The sequence below is a fragment of the Streptomyces sp. NPDC002467 genome, from assembly GCF_042889825.1.
Taxonomy (GTDB): domain Bacteria; phylum Actinomycetota; class Actinomycetes; order Streptomycetales; family Streptomycetaceae; genus Streptomyces.
In genome coordinates this window covers 94,379-112,940 of the sequence record NZ_JBIARJ010000019.1, presented here as the reverse complement: position 1 = coordinate 112,940, position 18,562 = coordinate 94,379, and the positions used below count along the sequence as shown (strand labels likewise).

The window sequence follows — 18,562 nt, the reverse complement described above, 5'->3', positions numbered from 1 at the left end:
CCCCATGCCCACAACCGCCGTCACGGCAGCCCTGTCCCTGACCCTCCTCGCCTCCCTCTCCGCCACCGCCGTGCCCGCCGCGGACCCCGCCTCCGCACGCCTCCCGGCCGCGGCCCGGCCCGAGGCCGCAGCCGTCGACGCAGAGCCCGCCTCCCGCCGCGCCTCCCCGTCCGGCCCTGCCCTGGCAGCCTCCACCGAAGCCCGTTCCGACCGGCCCGCCGGAGGCGAACGACTCGCGTCGGAGGCAGCGGGGGCCGAGTTCGTGGCCCGCCGCGCCGCCGCCGCGGCCCGTGCCGGAGCCGCCGCCCACCCCGCCGGAGGCGCCGCCCACCCCGCCGGAGGCGCACGCGCACCGCTGGAGTTCGGGGCGTGCCCCGCCGTCGAGGGGCTGCCCGGCGGCGTGCGGTGCGCCGGGCTCCGCGTACCGCTCGACTACGCGCGCCCCGACGGGCCGCAGATCGTCCTCACCGTCAGCCGCGTCCCGGCGACCGGGGAGGGCGGTGCGCGCCGGCAGGGGGCGCTCGTGAACAATCCCGGCGGGCCCGGGGCCTCCGGGATGGCGTTCCCGCTCGCCGCCGGGCTCCCCGAGTGGCGGCGGGTGGCCGCCGCCTACGACTTCGTCGGGTACGCCCCGCGCGGCGTCGGCCGCTCCGCCCCGCTGTCCTGCCGGGACCCCGCCGCCCGCACGGGCCCGACCCAGGTCCCGGCCGTCCCCTCCGCCGCGTACAAGCGGCAGCGCGTCGCCGAAGCCCGGGCGTACGCCGAGGGCTGCGCCCAGCGCGCCGGCGCGGCCCTGCCGTACTACACGACGCTGACCAACGCCCGCGATCTGGACGTGCTGCGCGCCGCCCTCGGCGAGCCCCGCCTGACCTTCATGGGCGGCTCCTACGGCACCTACCTAGGCGCCGTCTACGCCACCCTCCACCCGGACCGGGTACGCCGCATGGTGTTCGACTCGGCGGTCGATCCCGATCCGGCCGGCATCTGGTACCGCTCCCAGCTCGGCCAGGCCACCGGCTTCGAGCGCCGCTGGCACGACTTCCGCTCCTGGGTCGCCCGCCACCACTCCACCTACCGCCTCGGCGCCACCCCGGCGGCCGTGCAGGCCTCCTACGAGCGCGTCCGGGAGGCGTTGGCCCGTACCCCGGCCGGCGGCGGGGTCGGCACCGGCGAGCTCCAGGCCGCCTATCTGCGGGCCGCTTACTACGACGACGTGTGGCCGGACCGGGCGGCGGCGCTGGCCGCGTTCCTGCGCGGCGATCCGACGGAACTCGTACGGCAGGCCGCCCCCGACCCGGAGCGGGCCGCGGAGGCCGAGAACGCGACGGCCGTCTACACGGCGGTGCTGTGCAACGACGCCCCCTGGCCCGGGGAGTGGGCCGTCTGGGACCGGGACGGCACCGCGCTGGCGCGTACGGCCCCGTTCGAGACCTGGGCCAACACCTTCCTGAACCTGCCGTGCGCCCACTGGCCGGTGCGCGAGCGGCAGCGCCCGGTGCCGGTGGGCGAAGGGCGGGCGGCGAAGCTGCCCCGCACCCTGATCGTGGCGGCGGAACGCGACGGGGCCACCCCGTACCGGGGTGCGCTGGAGCTCCAGCGGCGGCTCGGCGGGGAGGCCGCGCTGGTCACGGAGAAGGGGTCCGGCTCGCACGGCGTGGTCGGCGGACGCAACGACTGCGTGGACCGGCACGTGGAGCGGTATCTGCTGACGGGTGACACCTCGCCGGCGGAAAACGGCGGCGCGCGCGTCACGTGTGCGCCGCATCCGGAGCCCGCACCGGTGTCGCTGGACGACCGGACGGCGAGCACCCGCGGGGCAACCCCCGGGGCACTGCTGTCGCCAGTCGTCTGAACTTCCGGGCGGGATCTCCGGCTGCGTCGTTTCGGGGGCAGGGCCTCCCGATCCACCGGAGGAACTCACCGAACGGTGTGGTCGTCCTCCGGTCCTTCCCCCCAGGGGAGGTATCAGGCGAGCCCGGCCACCAGGTCGGCGACGGACTTGCGGCGCCCGGTGTAGAAGGGCACCTCTTCACGGACGTGCATACGGGCCTCGGAGGCGCGCAGGTGACGCATGAGGTCGACGATGCGGTACAGCTCGTCGGCCTCGAAGGCCAGCAGCCACTCGTAGTCGCCCAGCGAGAAGGAGGCGACGGTGTTGGCGCGCACGTCCGGGTAACCGCGGGCCATCTTGCCGTGGTCGGCGAGCATGCGGCGGCGGTCCTCGTCGGGCAGCAGGTACCAGTCGTAGCTGCGCACGAAGGGGTACACGCTGACGTACTCGCGCGCGACCTCGTCGGCCAGGAAGGCCGGGATGTGGGACTTGTTGAACTCGGCCGGGCGGTGCAGGGCCATGTTCGACCACACCGGCTCCAGCGCGCGGCCCAGCTTGGTGCGGCGGAAAAGGTTGTAGGCGGTCTGCAGCTCGTCCGCCGTCTCGGCGTGCCACCAGATCATGACGTCCGCGTCGGCGCGCAGGCCGGAGACGTCGTAGGCACCGCGGACGGTGATGTCCTTGGCCGCCAGCTGGTCGAAGAGCTCCTGGACCTCGTCGGCGTAGCCGCTGCGGTCCTCCGGAAGAACGTCCTTCAGCTTGAAGACGGACCACAGGGTGTAGCGAATGACCTCGTTGAGGTCCTTCGCCTTCTTCCCCGCGTTGGGAATCTTCTCTGGTGCAGTCATGTGCCTATTGTCCCGTGTGCTGATCAGTGGTCTGTCCCAGGGGTGCCGAACGCGCTCCGAAGGAGCCGATCACCGCGTCCGCCGCCTTGCCGGCACTGGCGATGCAGGCCGGAACGCCCACTCCGTCGTACGCCGCTCCGCACACCGCGAGGCCGGGCAGGGCCGCGACCGCGCCCCGGATCCGCTCGACGCGGGAGAGGTGGCCGACCGGGTACTGGGGCAGACCTCCGTCCCAGCGCGTGACGGTGGAGGCCACCGGCCGGGCGGCGAGGCCCACGGCCTCGCCCAGGTCGGCGAGGGAGACCTCGACGAGCTCCCCGTCCTCGCGTTTCAGATCGGCTTCGTCGCCGTACCGGCCGACCGAGGTGCGCAGCAGGAAGAGTTCCGGAACGGCCCCGGACCAGGCCCACTTGTTGCCGGAGAAGGTGGAGGCCTTGATGGTCCGCCCGTCGACGGGCGGTACGAGGAACCCGCTGGCGCCGCCGCCGGTGACGGAGGCCGGCAGGTCGGAGCGGCGGAAGGCCATCGTGACCAGGGCCATGGAGGCGTACTCGACCCCGCGCAGCTCGGCCGCGGCGGTCGGCGCGAGGTCGTCGAGCAGCCGGGCCGCGGGACCTGCGGGGGTGGCCAGGACCACGCCGTCGGCCTCGATGACCTCGCCCTCGGCGACGACCCGCCAGCCCTCCGACGTACGTACGACCTCGCGCACGGGGGCGCCGGTGACCAGGCGGGCTCCGGCGGCCCGGCAGGCCTCGGCCACGGCGAGCGGGAGCCGTCCGACGCCTCCCTCGATGCCGGCGAAGAAGGCGCCGGTGGCGGCCGCGCCGGTGACGGTGGTCCGCTCCGCGGCCGCGCGGCTCGCGGCGCCGGCCTGAAGGGCGCGGACGCTCTCGGTCAGCGTGGGGTGGCTGCGGACGGCCTCGTAGAGGGCGGGGACGGCGGCGCGCATGGAGATGCGGTACGCGTCGCCGGCGTAGACCCCGCCGAGCAGGGGCTCGACGAGCCGGTCGACGACCTCGCGGCCCATGCGGGCGGCGACGTACTCGCCGACGGCGACGTCCTCGCCGACCTCGGTGGGCGGCAGTTCCCGGTCGGCCTCGATCCGGGCCAGTCCCTCGGGGGAGAGCACTCCGGAGGCGGCGAGGGGCGCCGTGTCGCCGGGGACGCCCATGACGTGCCCGCGCGGCATCGGCCGCAGTTCGCCCCGGGTCCACAGGTGGGCGGTGGCGGTGGCGGGCGGCTGGAGGGCTTCGCCGAGGCTGACGGCTCGGGCGAGTTCGAGGGCTTCGGGGCGGCGGGCGAGCAGGGACTCGGCGCCGAGGTCGACGGGGGCCCCGGCGAGCTCACCGGCGTACAGCTTGCCGCCGAGCCGGTCGCCGGCCTCCAGCAGTGTGACGCGGACGCCGTCGGCGAGCAGCCGGTGGGCCGCCGCGAGGCCCGCGATGCCGCCGCCGATGACGACGACGTGCCGGCTCCGGCCGGGGCGATCCGTACGCATGTCCGCTTCGTGCATGGACACATCGTCTCAGACCGATCTCCGAGGCCGGAACGTGACCGCATCGGGACCGGCCCGGAACCGCGGAGGCGAAACCCGGGAGGGGACGGCGCACGTCGAAACGGCAACACCGGTCGATCCTCGGGGGTTTCAACGATGCGCGCACCATTCGGACACCGTTCCGCGGCCACCCTGGCCGCCCTCTCGCTCACCGGGGCGCTCGCCCTGACCGGCTGCGCGGGCGGCTCGGGCGGCGCCTCCGCCGACAAGGCGGCGGTCGCGCCCCAGGAGGGCGCGGCCCAGGCCCCGGCTCCAGCGTCCCAGGGCACGGGGGGCGCGGGCGCGGCGGCGCCCCCGGCGGCGGACAAGAACGGGCAGCAGCAGCCGGCCGCGGTCCGCCCGAACGTCATCCGCACGGCGACCCTCGGCATCGAGACGACGGACCCGCAGAGGACCCTCGCGGCGGCCCGCACGGCGGCCGACGGGGCAGGCGGCTTCGTGGGCAGCGAGTCCACCCGGCGCGGCGGGGACGGCCGGATGACCTCCACGCTGACCCTGCGGGTGCCCGGCGAGCGCTACGACGCGGTGCTCGGCGCCATGGAGGGCAGCGGGAAGCTCCTGCACCGCAAGGTCGAGGCGCAGGACGTGACCGAGAAGGTGGCCGACATCGGCAGCCGGGTCGCCTCGCAGCAGGCCAGTGTGGCGCGGGTGCGGGAGATGATGGGCAAGGCCTCGGCGCTGAGCGACGTGGTGATGCTGGAGGGCGAGTTGAGCCGGCGCCAGTCCGATCTGGAGTCGCTGCTGGCGCAGCAGACGGCGCTGAAGGACCAGACCTCGATGGGCACGATCACCCTGGAGGTCTCCGAGCCGGCCGCGAAGCCGGCGGCGGGGAAGAAGGAGAAGGAGCCCACCTTCCTGGGGGCCCTGCGGGGCGGCTGGGACGTCTTCACGAAGCTCCTGCGCTACCTGCTGGTGGCGATCGGCGCGCTGCTGCCGTTCGCGGCGGTCGCCGCGGTGGCGGGCCTCGGGTACCGGCTGTACCGGCGGCTGCGCCCGGCGGCGCCGAAGGCCGCCCCGACCCCGGCGAGGCTTCCGGTGCCGGCGGCCCGCGCGGCGGGTACTTCGGAAACGGGAGCCGAGGTCCAGGACTGAACGCACGTTCGCACGTAGCGTGTCCACCATCTGGCGGGCGGCTGCGAAGGGGCGGTAGGGATCATGGCGAGGGAACGACTGGTGGTGGTCGGCGGGGACGCGGCGGGGATGTCCGCCGCGTCACAGGCCCGCCGGCTCAAGGGTCCGGCCGAGCTGGAGATCGTCGCCTTCGAGCGCGGGCACTTCACCTCGTACTCCGCGTGCGGGATCCCGTACTGGATCGGCGGTCAGGTGGCCGGGCGGGACGAGCTGATCGCCCGTACCCCCGAGGAGCACCGCGCCCGGGACATCGACCTGCGCACCCGCACCGAGGTCGTGGAGCTCGACCTGGCCGGGTCGCGGGTGCGCGCCCGCGATCTGGACACCGGATCCGAATCCTGGACGGGCTACGACAAGCTCGTCCTGGCGACGGGCGCCCGCCCCGTCCGCCCCTCGCTCCCCGGCATCGGCGCGCACGGGGTCCACGGCATCCAGACCCTGGACGACGGGCAGCGCCTGATGGACACACTGGAACGTACGCAGGGCCGCCGGGCGGTCGTCGTGGGCGCCGGCTACATCGGCGTGGAGATGGCGGAGGCCCTGGTCGGGCGGGGCTACGAGGTCACCGTCCTGCACCGCGGCGAGCAGCCGATGGCCACCCTGGACCCGGACATGGGCAGTCTGGTGCACGGCGCGATGAACGACATGGGGATCGTCACGGTCTCGCGCGCCGAGGTGACGAAGATCCTCACCGACGAGGAGGGTCGGGCCCGAGCGGTGGCCACGGCGTCGGGCGAGGAGTACCCGGCGGACGTGGTCGTCCTCGGCATCGGCGTCGAGCCGCGCACGGCCCTCGCCCGTGCGGCCGGGCTCCCGCTGGGCCCTTCGGGCGGCATCCTCACCGACCTCTCGATGCGGGTCCGGGGCCACGGGAACATCTGGTCGGGCGGTGACTGCGTGGAGGTCCTGGACCTGATCGCGGGCCGCACGCGGCACATCCCGCTGGGCACGCACGCGAACAAGCACGGACAGGTGATCGGCTCGAACGTGGGCGGCGGCTACGCGACCTTCCCGGGGGTCGTCGGCACGGCGGTGAGCAAGGTCTGCGACCTGGAGATCGCCCGTACGGGGCTGCGCGAGAAGGACGCCCGGGAGGCGGGCCTGCGCTTCGTGACGGCGACGATCCGCTCGACGAACACGGCGGGGTACTACCCGGGCGCGGCGGAGATGACGGTGAAGATGCTGGCGGAGCGGCGCACGGGCCGGCTCCTCGGCGTACAGATCGTCGGCGGCGCCGGTTCCGCCAAGCGGGTGGACATCGCGGCGGTCGCCCTCACGGCGGGCATGACGGTCGAACAGGTCGTCTCCCTCGACCTGGGCTACGCGCCCCCGTTCTCCCCGGTCTGGGACCCGGTCCTGGTGGCAGCCCGCAAGGCCGTTGCCGCGGTGCGGGCCGCGGGGGCGTAGCCGGGCCCCGCGGGGCTGGTCCCCTACCCGCCCTTCCGCCGTTCCCCGGGCTCAGACCCCACGCCTCAAACGCCGGCGAGGCCGGATTTTCCGGCCCGTCCGGCGTTTGAGGACGGCTCCGCGCAGCGGCGGCCCGAACCGCTAGCGGGCCGTCTTGGTGTGGACGTAGTCGACCAGGCGGGTCAGGGCGTCCGGGTCCGTCGTCGGGAGGACGCCGTGGCCCAGGTTGAAGACGTGGCCCTCCAGGCCGGCCGCGGCCGCCAGGACCTCGTCCGTCTTCGCCCGCACGGCCTCCTCGGTGGAGAAGAGGACCGCCGGGTCCAGGTTCCCCTGGAGCGCCTTGCCGGGGCCGACCCGGCGGACGGCCTCGTCCAGCGCGACCCGGTAGTCGACGCCCATGACGTCGGCGCCCGCCTCGCCCATCAGGCCGAGCAGCTCGCCCGTGCCCACGCCGAAGTGGATCCGCGGCACGCCGTACGAGGCGACGGACTCCAGCACCTTCGCGGAGGCCGGCATCACCGAGCGGCGGTAGTCCGCCGGGGCCAGCGCGCCGACCCAGGAGTCGAAGAGCTGGATCGCGGAGGCGCCGGCCTCGATCTGGACCTTCAGGAAGGCGGAGGTGATCTCCGCGAGGCGGTCCAGCAGGTCGGCCCACAGCTGCGGGTCCCCGTACATCAGGGCCTTGGTGTGCTCGTGGTTCTTGGACGGGCCGCCCTCGACGAGGTAGCTCGCGAGGGTGAAGGGCGCGCCCGCGAAGCCGATCAACGGCGTGGAGCCCAGTTCACCCGTGAGCATGCCGATCGCCTCGGTGACGTACGTGACGTCCTCCGGGGTGAGGTCGCGCAGCTGTGCGAGGTCCTCGCGGCGGCGGATCGGCTGGGCGACGACGGGGCCGATGCCCGGCTTGATGTCCAGGTCGACGCCGATGGCCTTGAGGGGCACGACGATGTCGGAGAAGAAGATCGCCGCGTCCACGTCGTGCCGCCGCACCGGCTGCAGGGTGATCTCGGTGACCAGGTCGGGGCGCATGCAGGACTCCAGCATGGCCGTGCCTTCGCGCACCTTGCGGTACTCGGGGAGCGAGCGCCCGGCCTGCCTCATGAACCACACCGGGGTGTGCGGCACCGGCTCGCGCCGGCACGCCTTCAGGAAGGCGGAATCGTACGTCTTGCTCGGCTGGCCCTGGGGCGTCTCGTTGGCACTCACGACCCAAATCTTCGCACGTATGAAGAAGTGCCCGGCCCGGCGCGGGTGTGGCTGCGCCGTACGGGCTCCCGTTCCGCCTAGTCTTCCCGGCATGGCTGCGGCTCAGGGACGATTTTCAGATGGCGCTGACGGTACGGACAGCGCGAAGGAGAGCTCGGTCCCGCTCCCGTTCCGGCGGGCGGTCGACGGCTTGAAGAAGGCGCGGCTGCGCACGGGGATCGAGATCGACCCCACGAAGCCGCCGCAGAGGCTGGCGCCGTACGCCTACGCGCTGGAGGCGGCGGTCGTGGAGGGGGAGGACGATCTGGCCGACGGCCGGCTCATCCTGCTCCACGATCCGTCCGGGCACGAGGCCTGGCAGGGGACCTTCCGGCTGGTGACGCTCGTACGGGCCGAACTGGAGCCGGAGATGGCCGCGGACCCGCTCCTCCCGGAGGTGTGCTGGTCCTGGCTGACGGGGGCGCTGGAGGCGCGCGGGCTGGCGTACGGGGAGGCCAGCGGGACGGTGACCATGGCGGGCTCGCACTACTTCGGCGGGCTCGCGGAGCGGCGTCCCGCGACGCAGATCGAGATCAGGGCCTCGTGGACGCCCCGCGAGGGGGTGGGCGGGGTGCCGGACACCTCGGCCCACCTGTCGGCGTGGTGCGAGCTGCTCTGCCAGATCGCGGGGCTGCCGCCGGCGGGTCCGACGGACACGGTGACGGGAGTGGTCTCCCTGCCACAGCGGCGGGGTCCGCACCACCCGTAGCCCCGGGGCCGTACGGACGCGCGAGGCGCGCCGTACGGATGTACGGAGAGCCGGGGAACAACCGGTCGAAGCCCGCAACAAGGTGTCGGAACGCGGCATCCGTTGCGGGCTTCTGATCACCCTATGATCGATCGTGCGTCCGAATTGCCCGAATTGTTACTCACCAAATCGTGATCATTCCCTAAAGCCGGGCGGGTGACGTGCCGAAGGAGTCAGTGACCATCCGCACGGTTCGCACCGGCTTCCTTCCCCGAGCCGGCCGTCCCGCCACTCCCCCAGGAGGCCTAGGTGTCCGTTCTTCTCGAGCAGCCCGCAAGCCTGGTCGCCTACCGCCCGAACAAGCCGACGGCCATGGTCGTCGTGGCCGACCCGCGCGTCCGTTCCACCGTGACCCGCCATCTGTGGGCGCTCGGAGTTCGTGATGTGATCGAGGCTTCGTCCATCGCGGAGGCCCGCCCCCGCGTCGGCAGCCCGCGCGACATCTGCGTGGCCGACGTCCACCTGCCCGACGGTTCCGGTCTCACCCTGCTCTCCGAGACCCGCGCCGCCGGCTGGCCCAACGGCCTGGCCCTGTCCGCCGCCGACGACATCGGCGCCGTGCGCAACGCCCTCGCGGGCGGAGTGAAGGGCTACGTCGTCACCGGCACCCGGACCAACATCGGGCTCCCCACCCGGCCCGGCGCCGCCCCCATCGGTGCCGCCGCCGCCCGCATGCACCGCCGCCCCCCGGGTGCCCCGAGCCACCCGGGCGGCTACCGCGAGCTCTCCGGCCGCGAGGTCGAGGTCCTGCGCCTCGTCGCGGAGGGCCAGTCCAACAAGGCCATCGGCGTCTCGATGGGCCTGTCCGCCCTGACCGTCAAGTCCCACCTGGCCCGGATCGCCCGCAAGCTGGGCACCGGCGACCGCGCCGGCATGGTCGCCGTCGCCCTGCGGACCGGGATCATCCACTGAGCCCGGGCGGCCGGAACCCCCGGATAGACGGCCGGGAAGCCCCCGCCAGACTCCCCGCGGACTCCCCGCGAACTCCTCGTATATCGATCGCGCCCGTCGCCGGAACGTTCCGGCGACGGGCGCGTTGCATCCACGGATACCCTTGAGCGGTGACCGACGCCCAAGAGACCGCAGCAGACCTGCGCACCACCACCGGGGGCGGCCCCCCGGACGAAGTCGTCAGTTCGTCCGATGGGCCGCCGATTCCGTTGCTCGAACCCCGTGAGGGCATTCCTCCGGTCGTCGCCGACGCCGAGGCCCTCGCCGCGGTGGTCGCGGCCTTCGCCGCGGGCACCGGACCCGTGGCCGTCGACGCCGAGCGCGCCTCCGGATACCGCTACGGCCAGCGGGCCTACCTGGTGCAGTTGCGCCGCGAGGGCGCGGGCTCCGCGCTGATCGACCCGGTGGGCTGCCCCGACCTGTCCGCGCTGGGCGAGGCCCTGACCGGGACCGAGTGGATCCTGCACGCCGCGACCCAGGACCTTCCGTGCCTGCGGGAAATAGGCATGCGGCCTACCTCGCTCTTCGACACGGAGCTGGCGGGCCGTCTGGCCGGCTTCCCCCGGGTCGGACTGGGCGCGATGGTCGAGAGCGTGCTCGGCTACGCGCTGGAGAAGGGCCACTCCGCCGTCGACTGGTCCACCCGCCCGCTCCCGGAGCCCTGGCTGCGCTACGCCGCGCTGGACGTGGAGCTGCTGGTGGACCTGCGGGACGCGCTGGAGAAGGAGCTGGACCGGCAGGGCAAGCTCGAATGGGCCCACCAGGAGTTCGACGCCATCGCCTCGGCCCCGCCCGCCCCGCCGCGCAAGGACCCGTGGCGGCGCACCTCGGGCATGCACAAGGTGCGCCGGCGCCGGCAGATGGCGGTCGTACGGGAGCTGTGGGAGTCCCGGGACCGGATCGCGCAGCGGCGTGACGTGTCGCCCGGCAAGGTGCTGGGCGACGCCGCGATCGTCGAGGCCGCGCTGGCACTGCCGGTGAACGCGCAGGCGCTGTCGGCGCTGCCCGGCTACGGCCAGCGGATGGGCCGGCGTCAGCTGGAGCAGTGGATGGCGGCCGTGGACCGGGCGAAGGCCCTGCCCGAGAACGAACTGCCGCAGCCGGGGGCGAGCCCGGCCGGACCCCCGCCGCCGCGCTCGTGGGCGGACAAGGACCCGGCGGCCGCCGCCCGGCTGGCGGCGGCGCGCACGGCCGTGTCGGCGCTCGCGGAGGGACTGAACCTGCCGCAGGAGAACCTGATCACCCCGGACACGGTCCGCCGGCTGTGCTGGGAGCCGCCGCAGCGCGTCGGGGCGGACTCGGTGGCCGCGGCCCTCGCGGGCTACGGCGCCCGCCCGTGGCAGATCGAGCAGGTGACCCCCGCCCTGGTCACGGCGCTGGCCGCGACCGCCTGACCGGCCGAGCCGCCGACCCGCCGACCCGCCGCGAGCGTGCGCGGGGTCCTCAGTCCATCGGAGTGAGGGCCCCGTCCTCGTCCCTGTAGTAGCTCCCGGTGGTCGCTCCCTCGACCTTGCCCTGCTTGAGCCAGTGCTCGGACATGGTGTGCAGGTCGTTCGCCACGCGCTCCCAGGGCGCCTGGTGCCCCGCGCAGGCAATGCGGAACATCAGCTTGTTCGGCCCGGGGATGGCCTTGTACAGCTCGGGGACCGAGAAGTACAGCAGGCCCAGGTCGGGCGCGGTGTTCACGATCGAGTCGTGCTCCCCGTACACGATGCACACGGGCACCGTCCCGCCAAGGACCCCGTGCAGGGGCACGGTGGTCTTGTTCCAGCCCCACCAGTACGAGTTCCGGATGCGGTTGAGGCCCATCGGGGACGGGTCCGTGGGGCTCTTCACGGGGCCCCAGTCCTTGCCGACCGGGTCCGCTTCCATCATCGCGTCCCACACCTCGTCGAGGATCTTGGGATCACGCTGGTCGGGGCACTTCAGGTCCTTGCCCCACGCAGTGTCGACACCTGCCTTCGTGCCCACCGTCATCGGGTATCCGAAGGCCGCCTCCGGCTTGGACACGGGCAGCGGCACCGGAGCACCGAAGTCGGTCCCGGGGGCGCTCGCCCTCCCGTTCGGCGGGAAGATGGGTGCCAGCAGGAAGAGGCTGCGGACCTTCCCGGGGTGCTGGATGGAGTAGGGCCCGAGCTGCTGGGAGGCCGCCGACCAGCCGATGAGGTCGACCTGGGCGGCGCCGGTCTGGTCGAGGATGTAGTCCACCACCCTGTCGACCTCGTCCCAGTCGCTCTGGGAGTTGTTCAGCTGGGCGGCGTAGCTCACCGGGCCCGTGTAGGCGCTCGCGTTCGGGTGGGGCACCAGGAGGGCCCGCTGCGCGGGCGAGGGGCTGACGTTCTTGTGGTCGTCCATCATCGGGCGGGTCGACAGCCCGGAACCCTGGAGTTCCATCACCCAGACGTCGAACTTCGCCTTCGCCAGCTCCTCGGCCCAGCTGTACTTCTTGTACTGCAGGTCGAAGCCCGCCAACGCCGGGACGCTCCTGCCGTGCAGCATCAGGACGGGCCTGCTCGGTTGGCCGGTGGGCGTGCCGTTGCGCCTGCGCACGAAGAGCTTGACCAGGTCGCCGGCGTTCGCCGGGATGGTCGATTTGTGCTCCACGTAGTGGTCCTTGAAGCCGGGTGTCGCCATCGCCGTGCTCCTTTCCGTCGGTCGGGTCCGGGGCGGACGCCCGGGACCGGGCCCAGAATCCGGAAGGGTGTGCGCCCGACGTCCTCGACGTGGCCGTCGGGACACATGACCGACCCGTTCGAGTCGCCGGGGCGCTCCGATCGGCCGGGCGCACCACGGGGGCGCGAGGGGGCTCACGGGGTGTCCGCCGGTGTGACCTTCGCCGCTGTTCGGGGAGGGGGTGTGCACAAGGGTTACCCGCAAGTAGCATGGGCCGGGTGAGCGGGCGCTCAGTGACGTACGCCGAGCATGCCCCCGCGCAGCAGCGCCATCCCGTACCTGGAGGAGAGCCAACGTGCCTCGTACCGTCAGGGACGTCGTCTTCGTCGACGGCGTCCGCACCCCGTTCGGCAAGGCGGGCCCGAAGGGCATCTACCACGAGACCCGCGCCGACGACCTCGTCGTGAAGGCGATCCGGGAGCTGCTGCGCCGCAACCCGGACCTGGACCCCAAGAAGATCGACGAGGTCGCCATCGCCGCGACCACGCAGATCGGCGACCAGGGCCTGACGCTGGGCCGCACCGCCGGCATCCTCGCGGGCCTCCCGCAGTCCGTCCCGGGCTACTCCATCGACCGCATGTGCGCCGGCGCGCTGACCGCCGTGACCGCCGTCGCGGGCGGTGTGGCCTTCGGTGCGTACGACGTCGCCCTCGCCGGCGGTGTCGAGCACATGGGCCGCCACCCCATGGGCGAGGGCGTCGACCCGAACCCGCGCTTCGTCTCCGAGAAGCTGGTCGACGAGTCCGCCCTGTTCATGGGCATGACCGCCGAGAACCTGCACGACCGGTACCCGACGATCACCAAGCTCCGCGCCGACGAGTACGCCGTGCGCTCGCAGGAGAAGGCCGCGAAGGCGTACGCCGACGGCAAGATCCAGCAGGACCTGGTCCCGATCTCGGTGCGCAACACCAACGAGGCTGCCGGCGAGACGGGTTGGGGCCTGGTCACCACCGACGAGCCGATGCGCCCGGGCACCACGCTGGAGAACCTGGCCGGCCTGAAGACCCCGTTCCGTACGCACGGCCGGGTCACCGCGGGCAACGCCGCCGGTCTCAACGACGGTGCCACCGCCGCGATCATCGCCTCCGAGGACTTCGCCCGCGAGAACAACCTCCCGGTCAAGATGCGCCTCGTCTCGTACTCCTTCGCGGGTGTCGAGCCGGAGGTCATGGGCTACGGCCCGATCCCGGCCACCGAGAAGGCCCTCGCCCAGGCCGGCCTGTCCATCGAGGACATAGGCCTGTTCGAGATCAACGAGGCCTTCGCGGTCCAGGTCCTCGCGTTCCTGGAGCACTACGGCATCGCCGACGACGACGCCCGCGTGAACCAGTACGGCGGCGCCATCGCCTTCGGTCACCCGCTCGCCTCCTCGGGCGTGCGCCTGATGACGCAGCTGGCCCGCCAGTTCGAGGAGCAGCCGCACGTCCGCTACGGCCTGACCACCATGTGCGTCGGCTTCGGCATGGGCGCCACGGTCATCTGGGAGAACCCGAACTTCAACGCCGAGGGAGACTCCAAGTGAGCACCACCGCTGAGCTCCTGAAGGGCGCGGCCGAGCTGTTCCCGGACGAGGTCGTCACGTCCGCGCACGTCCGTCACCTGGACCTGCCGTTCGGCGCCGGGCGCTTCGCGCTCATCACGCTGGACAACGGCTTCGACCACACCAAGCCGACCACCTTCGGCCCGCAGTCGCTCGCCAACCTGAACGCGGCGATCGACCAGGTCGAGCAGGAGGCCCTCGCGGGCTCCATCATCGGCGCGGGCATCACCGGCAAGCCGTTCATCTTCGCGGTCGGCGCCGACCTCAAGGGCGTCGAGCTGCTGAAGAAGCACGACGAGGCGCTCGCGATCGGCAAGGGCGGCCACGACGTCTTCAAGCGCCTCGCCGCGCTGGCCGTCCCCACCTTCGCGTACTACAACGGCGCGGCGATGGGCGGCGGTGTCGAGGTCGGTCTGCACTGCTCGTACCGCACCGTCTCGAAGGCCATCCCGGCCTTCTCGCTGCCCGAGGTCTTCCTCGGTCTGGTCCCGGGCTGGGGCGGCTGCGCCATCCTCCCGAACCTGATCGGTGCGGAGCGCGCGGTCTCGGTCATCATCGAGAACTCGCTGAACCAGAACCGCCAGCTCAAGGGCAAGCAGGTCTTCGAGCTCGGCATCGCCGACGCGATCTTCGAGGGCGCCGACTTCCTGGAGCAGTCCCTCATCTGGACCGCGAAGGTCCTGAAGGGTGACACCGAGGTCGTCCGCGCGGAGATCGACCGCGGCGAGGCCTGGGACGCGGCCGTCGCCAAGGGCCGCGCCATCGCGGACTCCAAGGTGCACGGCGCCGCTCCGGCCGCCTACCGCGCGCTGGACATCATCGCCGCGGCCAAGGACGGCGACCTCCAGGCCGGCTTCGACGCCGAGGACACGGCCCTGGCCGACCTCATCATGGGCGGCGAGCTGCGCTCGGGCATCTACGCCTTCAACCTGGTCCAGAAGCGCGGCAAGCGCCCGGCCGGTGCCCCGGACAAGAACCTGGCGCGCCCGGTCACCAAGGTCGGCGTCGTCGGCGCGGGTCTGATGGCCTCGCAGCTGGCGCTGCTCTTCCTGCGCCGCCTGGAGGTGCCGGTGGTCCTCACCGACATCGACCAGGAGCGCGTGGACAAGGGCGTGGGCTACGTCCACGCCGAGATCCAGAAGCTGCTCGGCAAGGGCCGCATCAACCAGGACAAGGCCAACCGCCTGACCGCCCTGGTGACCGGCGTCCTGGACAAGGCCGAGGGCTTCGCGGACGCGGACTTCATCATCGAGGCCGTGTTCGAGGAGATGTCCGTCAAGCAGAAGGTGTTCGCGGAGGTCGAGGCGGTCGCCCCGGCGCACGCGATCCTCGCCACCAACACCTCCTCGCTGTCGGTGTCGGAGATGGCCTCGAAGCTCCAGCACCCGGAGCGCGTGGTCGGCTTCCACTTCTTCAACCCGGTCGCGATCCTCCCGCTGCTGGAGATCGTCCGCGGTGAGCAGACCGACGACGCCTCGCTGGCCACGGCCTTCGGTGTCGCCAAGAAGCTGAAGAAGACCGCCGTTCTGACGAAGGACGCCCCGGCGTTCGTCGTGAACCGCATCCTGACCCGCTTCATGGGCGAGATCCAGAACGTCATCGACGAGGGCACCCCGGTCGTCACGGCGGAGAAGGCCATCGAGCCGCTCGGCCTGCCGATGTCCCCGCTGGTGCTCCTGGAGCTCGTCGGCCCGGCGATCGGTCTGCACGTCTCCGAGACCCTGAACCGCGCCTTCCCGGAGCGCTTCACCGTCTCCCCGAACCTCGCGGCGGTCGTCAAGGCCGGCAAGCGCGGCTTCTACGTCTACAACGCGGAGAACGGCTTCAAGCCGGAGCTCGACCCCGAGGTCGCCGCCCTCCTGGTGCAGGGCGACTCGGTCCTGACGGAGGAGCAGGTCCGCGACCGCGTCCTGGACGCGGTGGCGCAGGAGATCGGCCTGATGCTGGAGGAGGGTGTCGTGGCCGAGGCCCAGGACATCGACCTCTGCCTCATCACGGGCGCCGGCTGGCCCTTCCACCTGGGCGGCATCACGCCGTACCTGGACCGTGAGGGCGTCTCGGAGCGCGTGAACGGCAAGAAGTTCCTGGCCCCGGGCGTGGCGAGCGTTCCCGCGTAACCACGGCCGAACCACACGCAAGCGGCGCCCGTCCTCGTACGCGAGGGCGGGCGCCGCTTCCGTGTGCGCCCGTTCGGGCTGCCGTCACACGGCGGGGCGCAGGCTGAACCGGGCCTTCATCATGGCGTGGTCGGACTCGGGGAAGTTCGTCACCTGGGTGGGCTCCGCCCTGGTGAGGTGCCAGGCGTCCGCGAAGATGTAGTCGATCTTGCGTTCCTCGGCCGTCGGCGCGCCGTTGCGGCAGCGGTCGTTCGTCTCCGGCCGGCAGACCACTCCGCCGGTGGACCCCTTGGTGAACCACTCCTTGTTGTTGTCGTCCGCCTCGAAGAAGCGGCTCTCGTAGAGGTAGGTCAGCGCCGAGGAGTTGGGCTGCTGGTTCAGGTCCCCGGCGATCAGCGTCGGCACCCCGCGCGGGAAGGACTCCTCGTCGTCGAGCCATTCCCGCAGTTCCGCGATCTGGTTGGGCGACTTGGCGTTGGTGTGGGTGGTGCAGGCCTTCAGGGGACGGCCCGCGAGCGTCGTGGTGAGGCACAGCAGTCCCCGGCGCACCTCGACGGTGCGGCCGCGGCCGGTGTAGGTCTCGTCGCCGGTGTCGGCGTAGCGCCGGTTCTCCGTGACGGGCTTCTTGGCAGCCTTGCGGACCAGGAGGGCGGCGCCGAAGGCCCCGGAGCCACCGCACTTGTCGACGTTGTTCTGGGCTTCGCCGAATCCCCCGTCCATGGGGGTGCCCATGGCGTCGAGCTTGCGACGCAGCGCCTGGTACTGGCTCTGGCAGATCTCGTTCAGGCTGATCACGTCGGGCGAGAAGTCCGCCGCCTCGCGCAGGACCCGCTCGACGGAGGTGCCGTTGCCGCTGCCGCCGGCGTTCCACGGGCAGCCCTCGGCGGCACCGCACATGTTGTAGTGCATGACCCGTACTTCCTGGTCCTGCGCCCGCGGGGTCTCCTGCCGCGGCCGGGGCAGGGCCGCGGCGTCGACGCCGTCCGAGGGCGGAACCAGGAGGATCGCCGCGACCAGTACGGCGGACAGCGCCATGGCCGCGGCGATCCAGCCGATCCAGCTCTTCGGGACCGCTCCGGCGCTCACCAGGCCCCGAGGAACGGCCGGTGCGGGCACACCGGCTCCGCGCAGTCGTGACGGGAGGCGCCGGCGGCGCGTACGGGGCTGTGGTCGGGCAGGCCGACGACCTTGAAGTCCCGTACGGCGGCGGGCGATTCCAGGGCGCCGAACAGGGCGATGGCCTGGACCTGGAAGTGGCCGGCCTTCCACTGGTGGTTGTGGGTGAAGGACCAGTCGCCGTTCTCGTCGACGGCGGTGGCGCCGATCAGGGTGCCCCGCTCCATCAGGACGATCTTCTTGACGCCCTTGGCGGCCTTGCCGCCGAACCGGACCTTGGGGCCGCTGAACCCGCCGGCCTTGGGCGCGGTGATCGTGGGCGCCGGTACGTCGGTCATCACCGAGAAGGAGACCTCGGCGACCGGCGTGCAGCCGTCGCCGCGCAGGCCGACGGCCTGGACCGCGTGCTCCCCGGCCGTCCAGTTGACCGACCGGCGCCAGATCCACTGGCCGTTGGCTCCGACCCGGGTGCCGCCGATGTACTGGCCGTGCTCGAAGAAGAGCAGGTAGTCGGTACCGGGGGCGGCCATGCCGGAGAACTTGCTCATCGGGCCGACCAGCCAGCCGTTGCCCGGCTTGGCGATGGCGGGGGCCACTCCGCTGCGCTGGGCGTAGTGCAGGGCCGATTCCGGGGACTGGATCAGGAACTCCTGCGACACGGGGGGCATCGCGGTCGGCTCCATGAGGCGCGGTACGTCCACGTCCTCCTTGGCCAGGACCTGGTTGTGCACGAGCCCGGTGACGACCATCCGGGCGACCTCGTAGGCGCCGGGGTGGTTCAGGTGCGAGGAGTCGATGTTCCCGTCGGGGTGCAGGGGGTGCTCGCCCGCGTCGACCCAGCAGAAGTACTGGCGCAGCCGGCTCGGGCCGATCTGGGCCCACAGCTCGGTGGTCTGGCCGAAGAGGTCGATGAACGGCACGCCGATCTCGGCGGCCACCGCGGCCATGGCGGCGGGGTAGTCGCCGCGGGTGTTGAGCACCTCGCCGTTGGGGGCGAAGGCGTAGCGGGAGATCGCGCTGGCGAAGACCGGGATGCCGCCCTCCTCGCGGATGTACTGGACGAAGAGCCGCAGCAGCTCCTGGTACTCGGGGACCGGGACGTACCGCATGCCGTTGTGGATCATGTGGTCGACGCCACCGAAGCCGATGATCACCACGTCGCCGCGCACCATGCGGTTGAGCAGGGCGTAGAAGCGCTCCGTGTAGTACTTGCGCGTGGTCATGGCGCTGCGCGCGTAGTTGGCCACCTCGATGGGGCCGACGAGGAGCTCCTCGAGCTTCTGTCCCCACCCGGCCATGGGTGCCTCCTCCTCGGTCCGAGGAGCGGGGACGGAGTCCCCGAGGACGAATATGGTGCGTTTCATTCCGTTCCAATCCGAAGGAGCGTCCGGGCACGCCCC

General features: G+C 72.5%; 14 protein-coding genes. 8 read left to right on the top strand and 6 right to left on the bottom strand.

Translation table 11 applies throughout. From position 1 onward, the window contains the following. Positions 1-4: 4 nt before the first annotated feature. Positions 5-1,852, top strand: coding sequence for an alpha/beta fold hydrolase (locus ACFYYJ_RS32280; protein WP_389137632.1), 1,848 nt, complete (start codon positions 5-7; stop codon positions 1,850-1,852). Between the two features lie 113 nt (positions 1,853-1,965). On the opposite strand, the gene hemQ is transcribed toward ACFYYJ_RS32280, so the two are convergent. Beyond that, positions 1,966-2,679, bottom strand: a complete 714-nt coding sequence (hemQ, locus tag ACFYYJ_RS32275; protein ID WP_384578331.1) for a hydrogen peroxide-dependent heme synthase — start codon at positions 2,677-2,679, stop codon at positions 1,966-1,968. Between the two features lie 4 nt (positions 2,680-2,683). After that, positions 2,684-4,192: a protoporphyrinogen oxidase gene (gene hemG / locus ACFYYJ_RS32270; protein ID WP_389137630.1), complete on the bottom strand. Its 1,509-nt coding sequence runs from the start codon at positions 4,190-4,192 to the stop codon at positions 2,684-2,686. A gap of 138 nt (positions 4,193-4,330) precedes the next feature. On the opposite strand from hemG, the gene ACFYYJ_RS32265 reads away from it, so the two are divergent. Then, the gene (locus ACFYYJ_RS32265; RefSeq protein ID WP_389137628.1) at positions 4,331-5,326 is read left to right on the top strand and encodes a DUF4349 domain-containing protein; all 996 of its coding nucleotides are present in this window, start codon (positions 4,331-4,333) and stop codon (positions 5,324-5,326) included. 63 nt (positions 5,327-5,389) lie between these two features. Further along, positions 5,390-6,772: an FAD-dependent oxidoreductase gene (locus ACFYYJ_RS32260; RefSeq protein WP_389137626.1), complete on the top strand. Its 1,383-nt coding sequence runs from the start codon at positions 5,390-5,392 to the stop codon at positions 6,770-6,772. Positions 6,773-6,913: 141 nt separating this feature from the next. On the opposite strand, the gene hemE is transcribed toward ACFYYJ_RS32260, so the two are convergent. Then, a complete protein-coding gene (hemE, locus tag ACFYYJ_RS32255; protein WP_385125962.1) occupies positions 6,914-7,978 on the bottom strand; it encodes a uroporphyrinogen decarboxylase in 1,065 nt (354 codons plus the stop codon). Positions 7,979-8,069: 91 nt separating this feature from the next. Between hemE and ACFYYJ_RS32250 the strand changes: the two genes are divergently transcribed. The 3 genes from ACFYYJ_RS32250 (at position 8,070) to ACFYYJ_RS32240 (ending at position 11,110) form a co-directional block, all read left to right on the top strand. Then, entirely contained in the window at positions 8,070-8,726 is a 657-nt protein-coding gene (locus ACFYYJ_RS32250; RefSeq protein WP_389137624.1) for a DUF3000 domain-containing protein, read from the top strand. A 288-nt stretch (positions 8,727-9,014) separates the two neighbouring features. After that, the gene (locus ACFYYJ_RS32245; RefSeq protein WP_007267191.1) at positions 9,015-9,677 is read left to right on the top strand and encodes a response regulator transcription factor; all 663 of its coding nucleotides are present in this window, start codon (positions 9,015-9,017) and stop codon (positions 9,675-9,677) included. A 149-nt stretch (positions 9,678-9,826) separates the two neighbouring features. Further along, on the top strand, positions 9,827-11,110 hold the full coding sequence (locus ACFYYJ_RS32240; protein WP_389137622.1) for an HRDC domain-containing protein: 1,284 nt from the start codon (positions 9,827-9,829) through the stop codon (positions 11,108-11,110). 49 nt (positions 11,111-11,159) lie between these two features. Here ACFYYJ_RS32240 and ACFYYJ_RS32235 read toward each other — a convergent pair whose 3' ends face one another. Next, complete coding sequence (locus ACFYYJ_RS32235) at positions 11,160-12,350, bottom strand: alpha/beta fold hydrolase (protein ID WP_389137620.1); 1,191 nt, start codon at positions 12,348-12,350, stop codon at positions 11,160-11,162. 334 nt (positions 12,351-12,684) lie between these two features. Here ACFYYJ_RS32235 and ACFYYJ_RS32230 point away from each other — a divergent pair, with 334 nt between their 5' ends. Next, positions 12,685-13,911, top strand: coding sequence for an acetyl-CoA C-acyltransferase (locus ACFYYJ_RS32230; RefSeq protein ID WP_030234769.1), 1,227 nt, complete (start codon positions 12,685-12,687; stop codon positions 13,909-13,911). Next, positions 13,908-16,046, top strand: coding sequence for a 3-hydroxyacyl-CoA dehydrogenase NAD-binding domain-containing protein (locus tag ACFYYJ_RS32225; protein WP_385125970.1), 2,139 nt, complete (start codon positions 13,908-13,910; stop codon positions 16,044-16,046). Before ACFYYJ_RS32230 ends, ACFYYJ_RS32225 begins: the two co-directional genes overlap by 4 nt. 84 nt (positions 16,047-16,130) lie before the next feature. Here ACFYYJ_RS32225 and ACFYYJ_RS32220 read toward each other — a convergent pair whose 3' ends face one another. Then, the gene (locus ACFYYJ_RS32220) at positions 16,131-17,132 is read right to left on the bottom strand and encodes an endonuclease/exonuclease/phosphatase family protein (protein ID WP_385364513.1); all 1,002 of its coding nucleotides are present in this window, start codon (positions 17,130-17,132) and stop codon (positions 16,131-16,133) included. Continuing rightward, on the bottom strand, positions 17,129-18,526 hold the full coding sequence (locus ACFYYJ_RS32215; RefSeq protein WP_389137617.1) for a GDSL-type esterase/lipase family protein: 1,398 nt from the start codon (positions 18,524-18,526) through the stop codon (positions 17,129-17,131). Before ACFYYJ_RS32215 ends, ACFYYJ_RS32220 begins: the two co-directional genes overlap by 4 nt. Between the last annotated feature and the right edge of the window lie 36 nt (positions 18,527-18,562).

Coding starts and splice junctions, on each gene's coding strand:
- ACFYYJ_RS32280 (WP_389137632.1), top strand. CDS start 5: ATGCCCACAACCGCCGTCACGGCAGCCCTGTCCCTGACCCTCCTCGCC.
- hemQ (WP_384578331.1), bottom strand. CDS start 2,679: ATGACTGCACCAGAGAAGATTCCCAACGCGGGGAAGAAGGCGAAGGAC.
- hemG (WP_389137630.1), bottom strand. CDS start 4,192: ATGCACGAAGCGGACATGCGTACGGATCGCCCCGGCCGGAGCCGGCAC.
- ACFYYJ_RS32265 (WP_389137628.1), top strand. CDS start 4,331: ATGCGCGCACCATTCGGACACCGTTCCGCGGCCACCCTGGCCGCCCTC.
- ACFYYJ_RS32260 (WP_389137626.1), top strand. CDS start 5,390: ATGGCGAGGGAACGACTGGTGGTGGTCGGCGGGGACGCGGCGGGGATG.
- ACFYYJ_RS32250 (WP_389137624.1), top strand. CDS start 8,070: ATGGCTGCGGCTCAGGGACGATTTTCAGATGGCGCTGACGGTACGGAC.
- ACFYYJ_RS32235 (WP_389137620.1), bottom strand. CDS start 12,350: ATGGCGACACCCGGCTTCAAGGACCACTACGTGGAGCACAAATCGACC.
- ACFYYJ_RS32215 (WP_389137617.1), bottom strand. CDS start 18,526: ATGAAACGCACCATATTCGTCCTCGGGGACTCCGTCCCCGCTCCTCGG.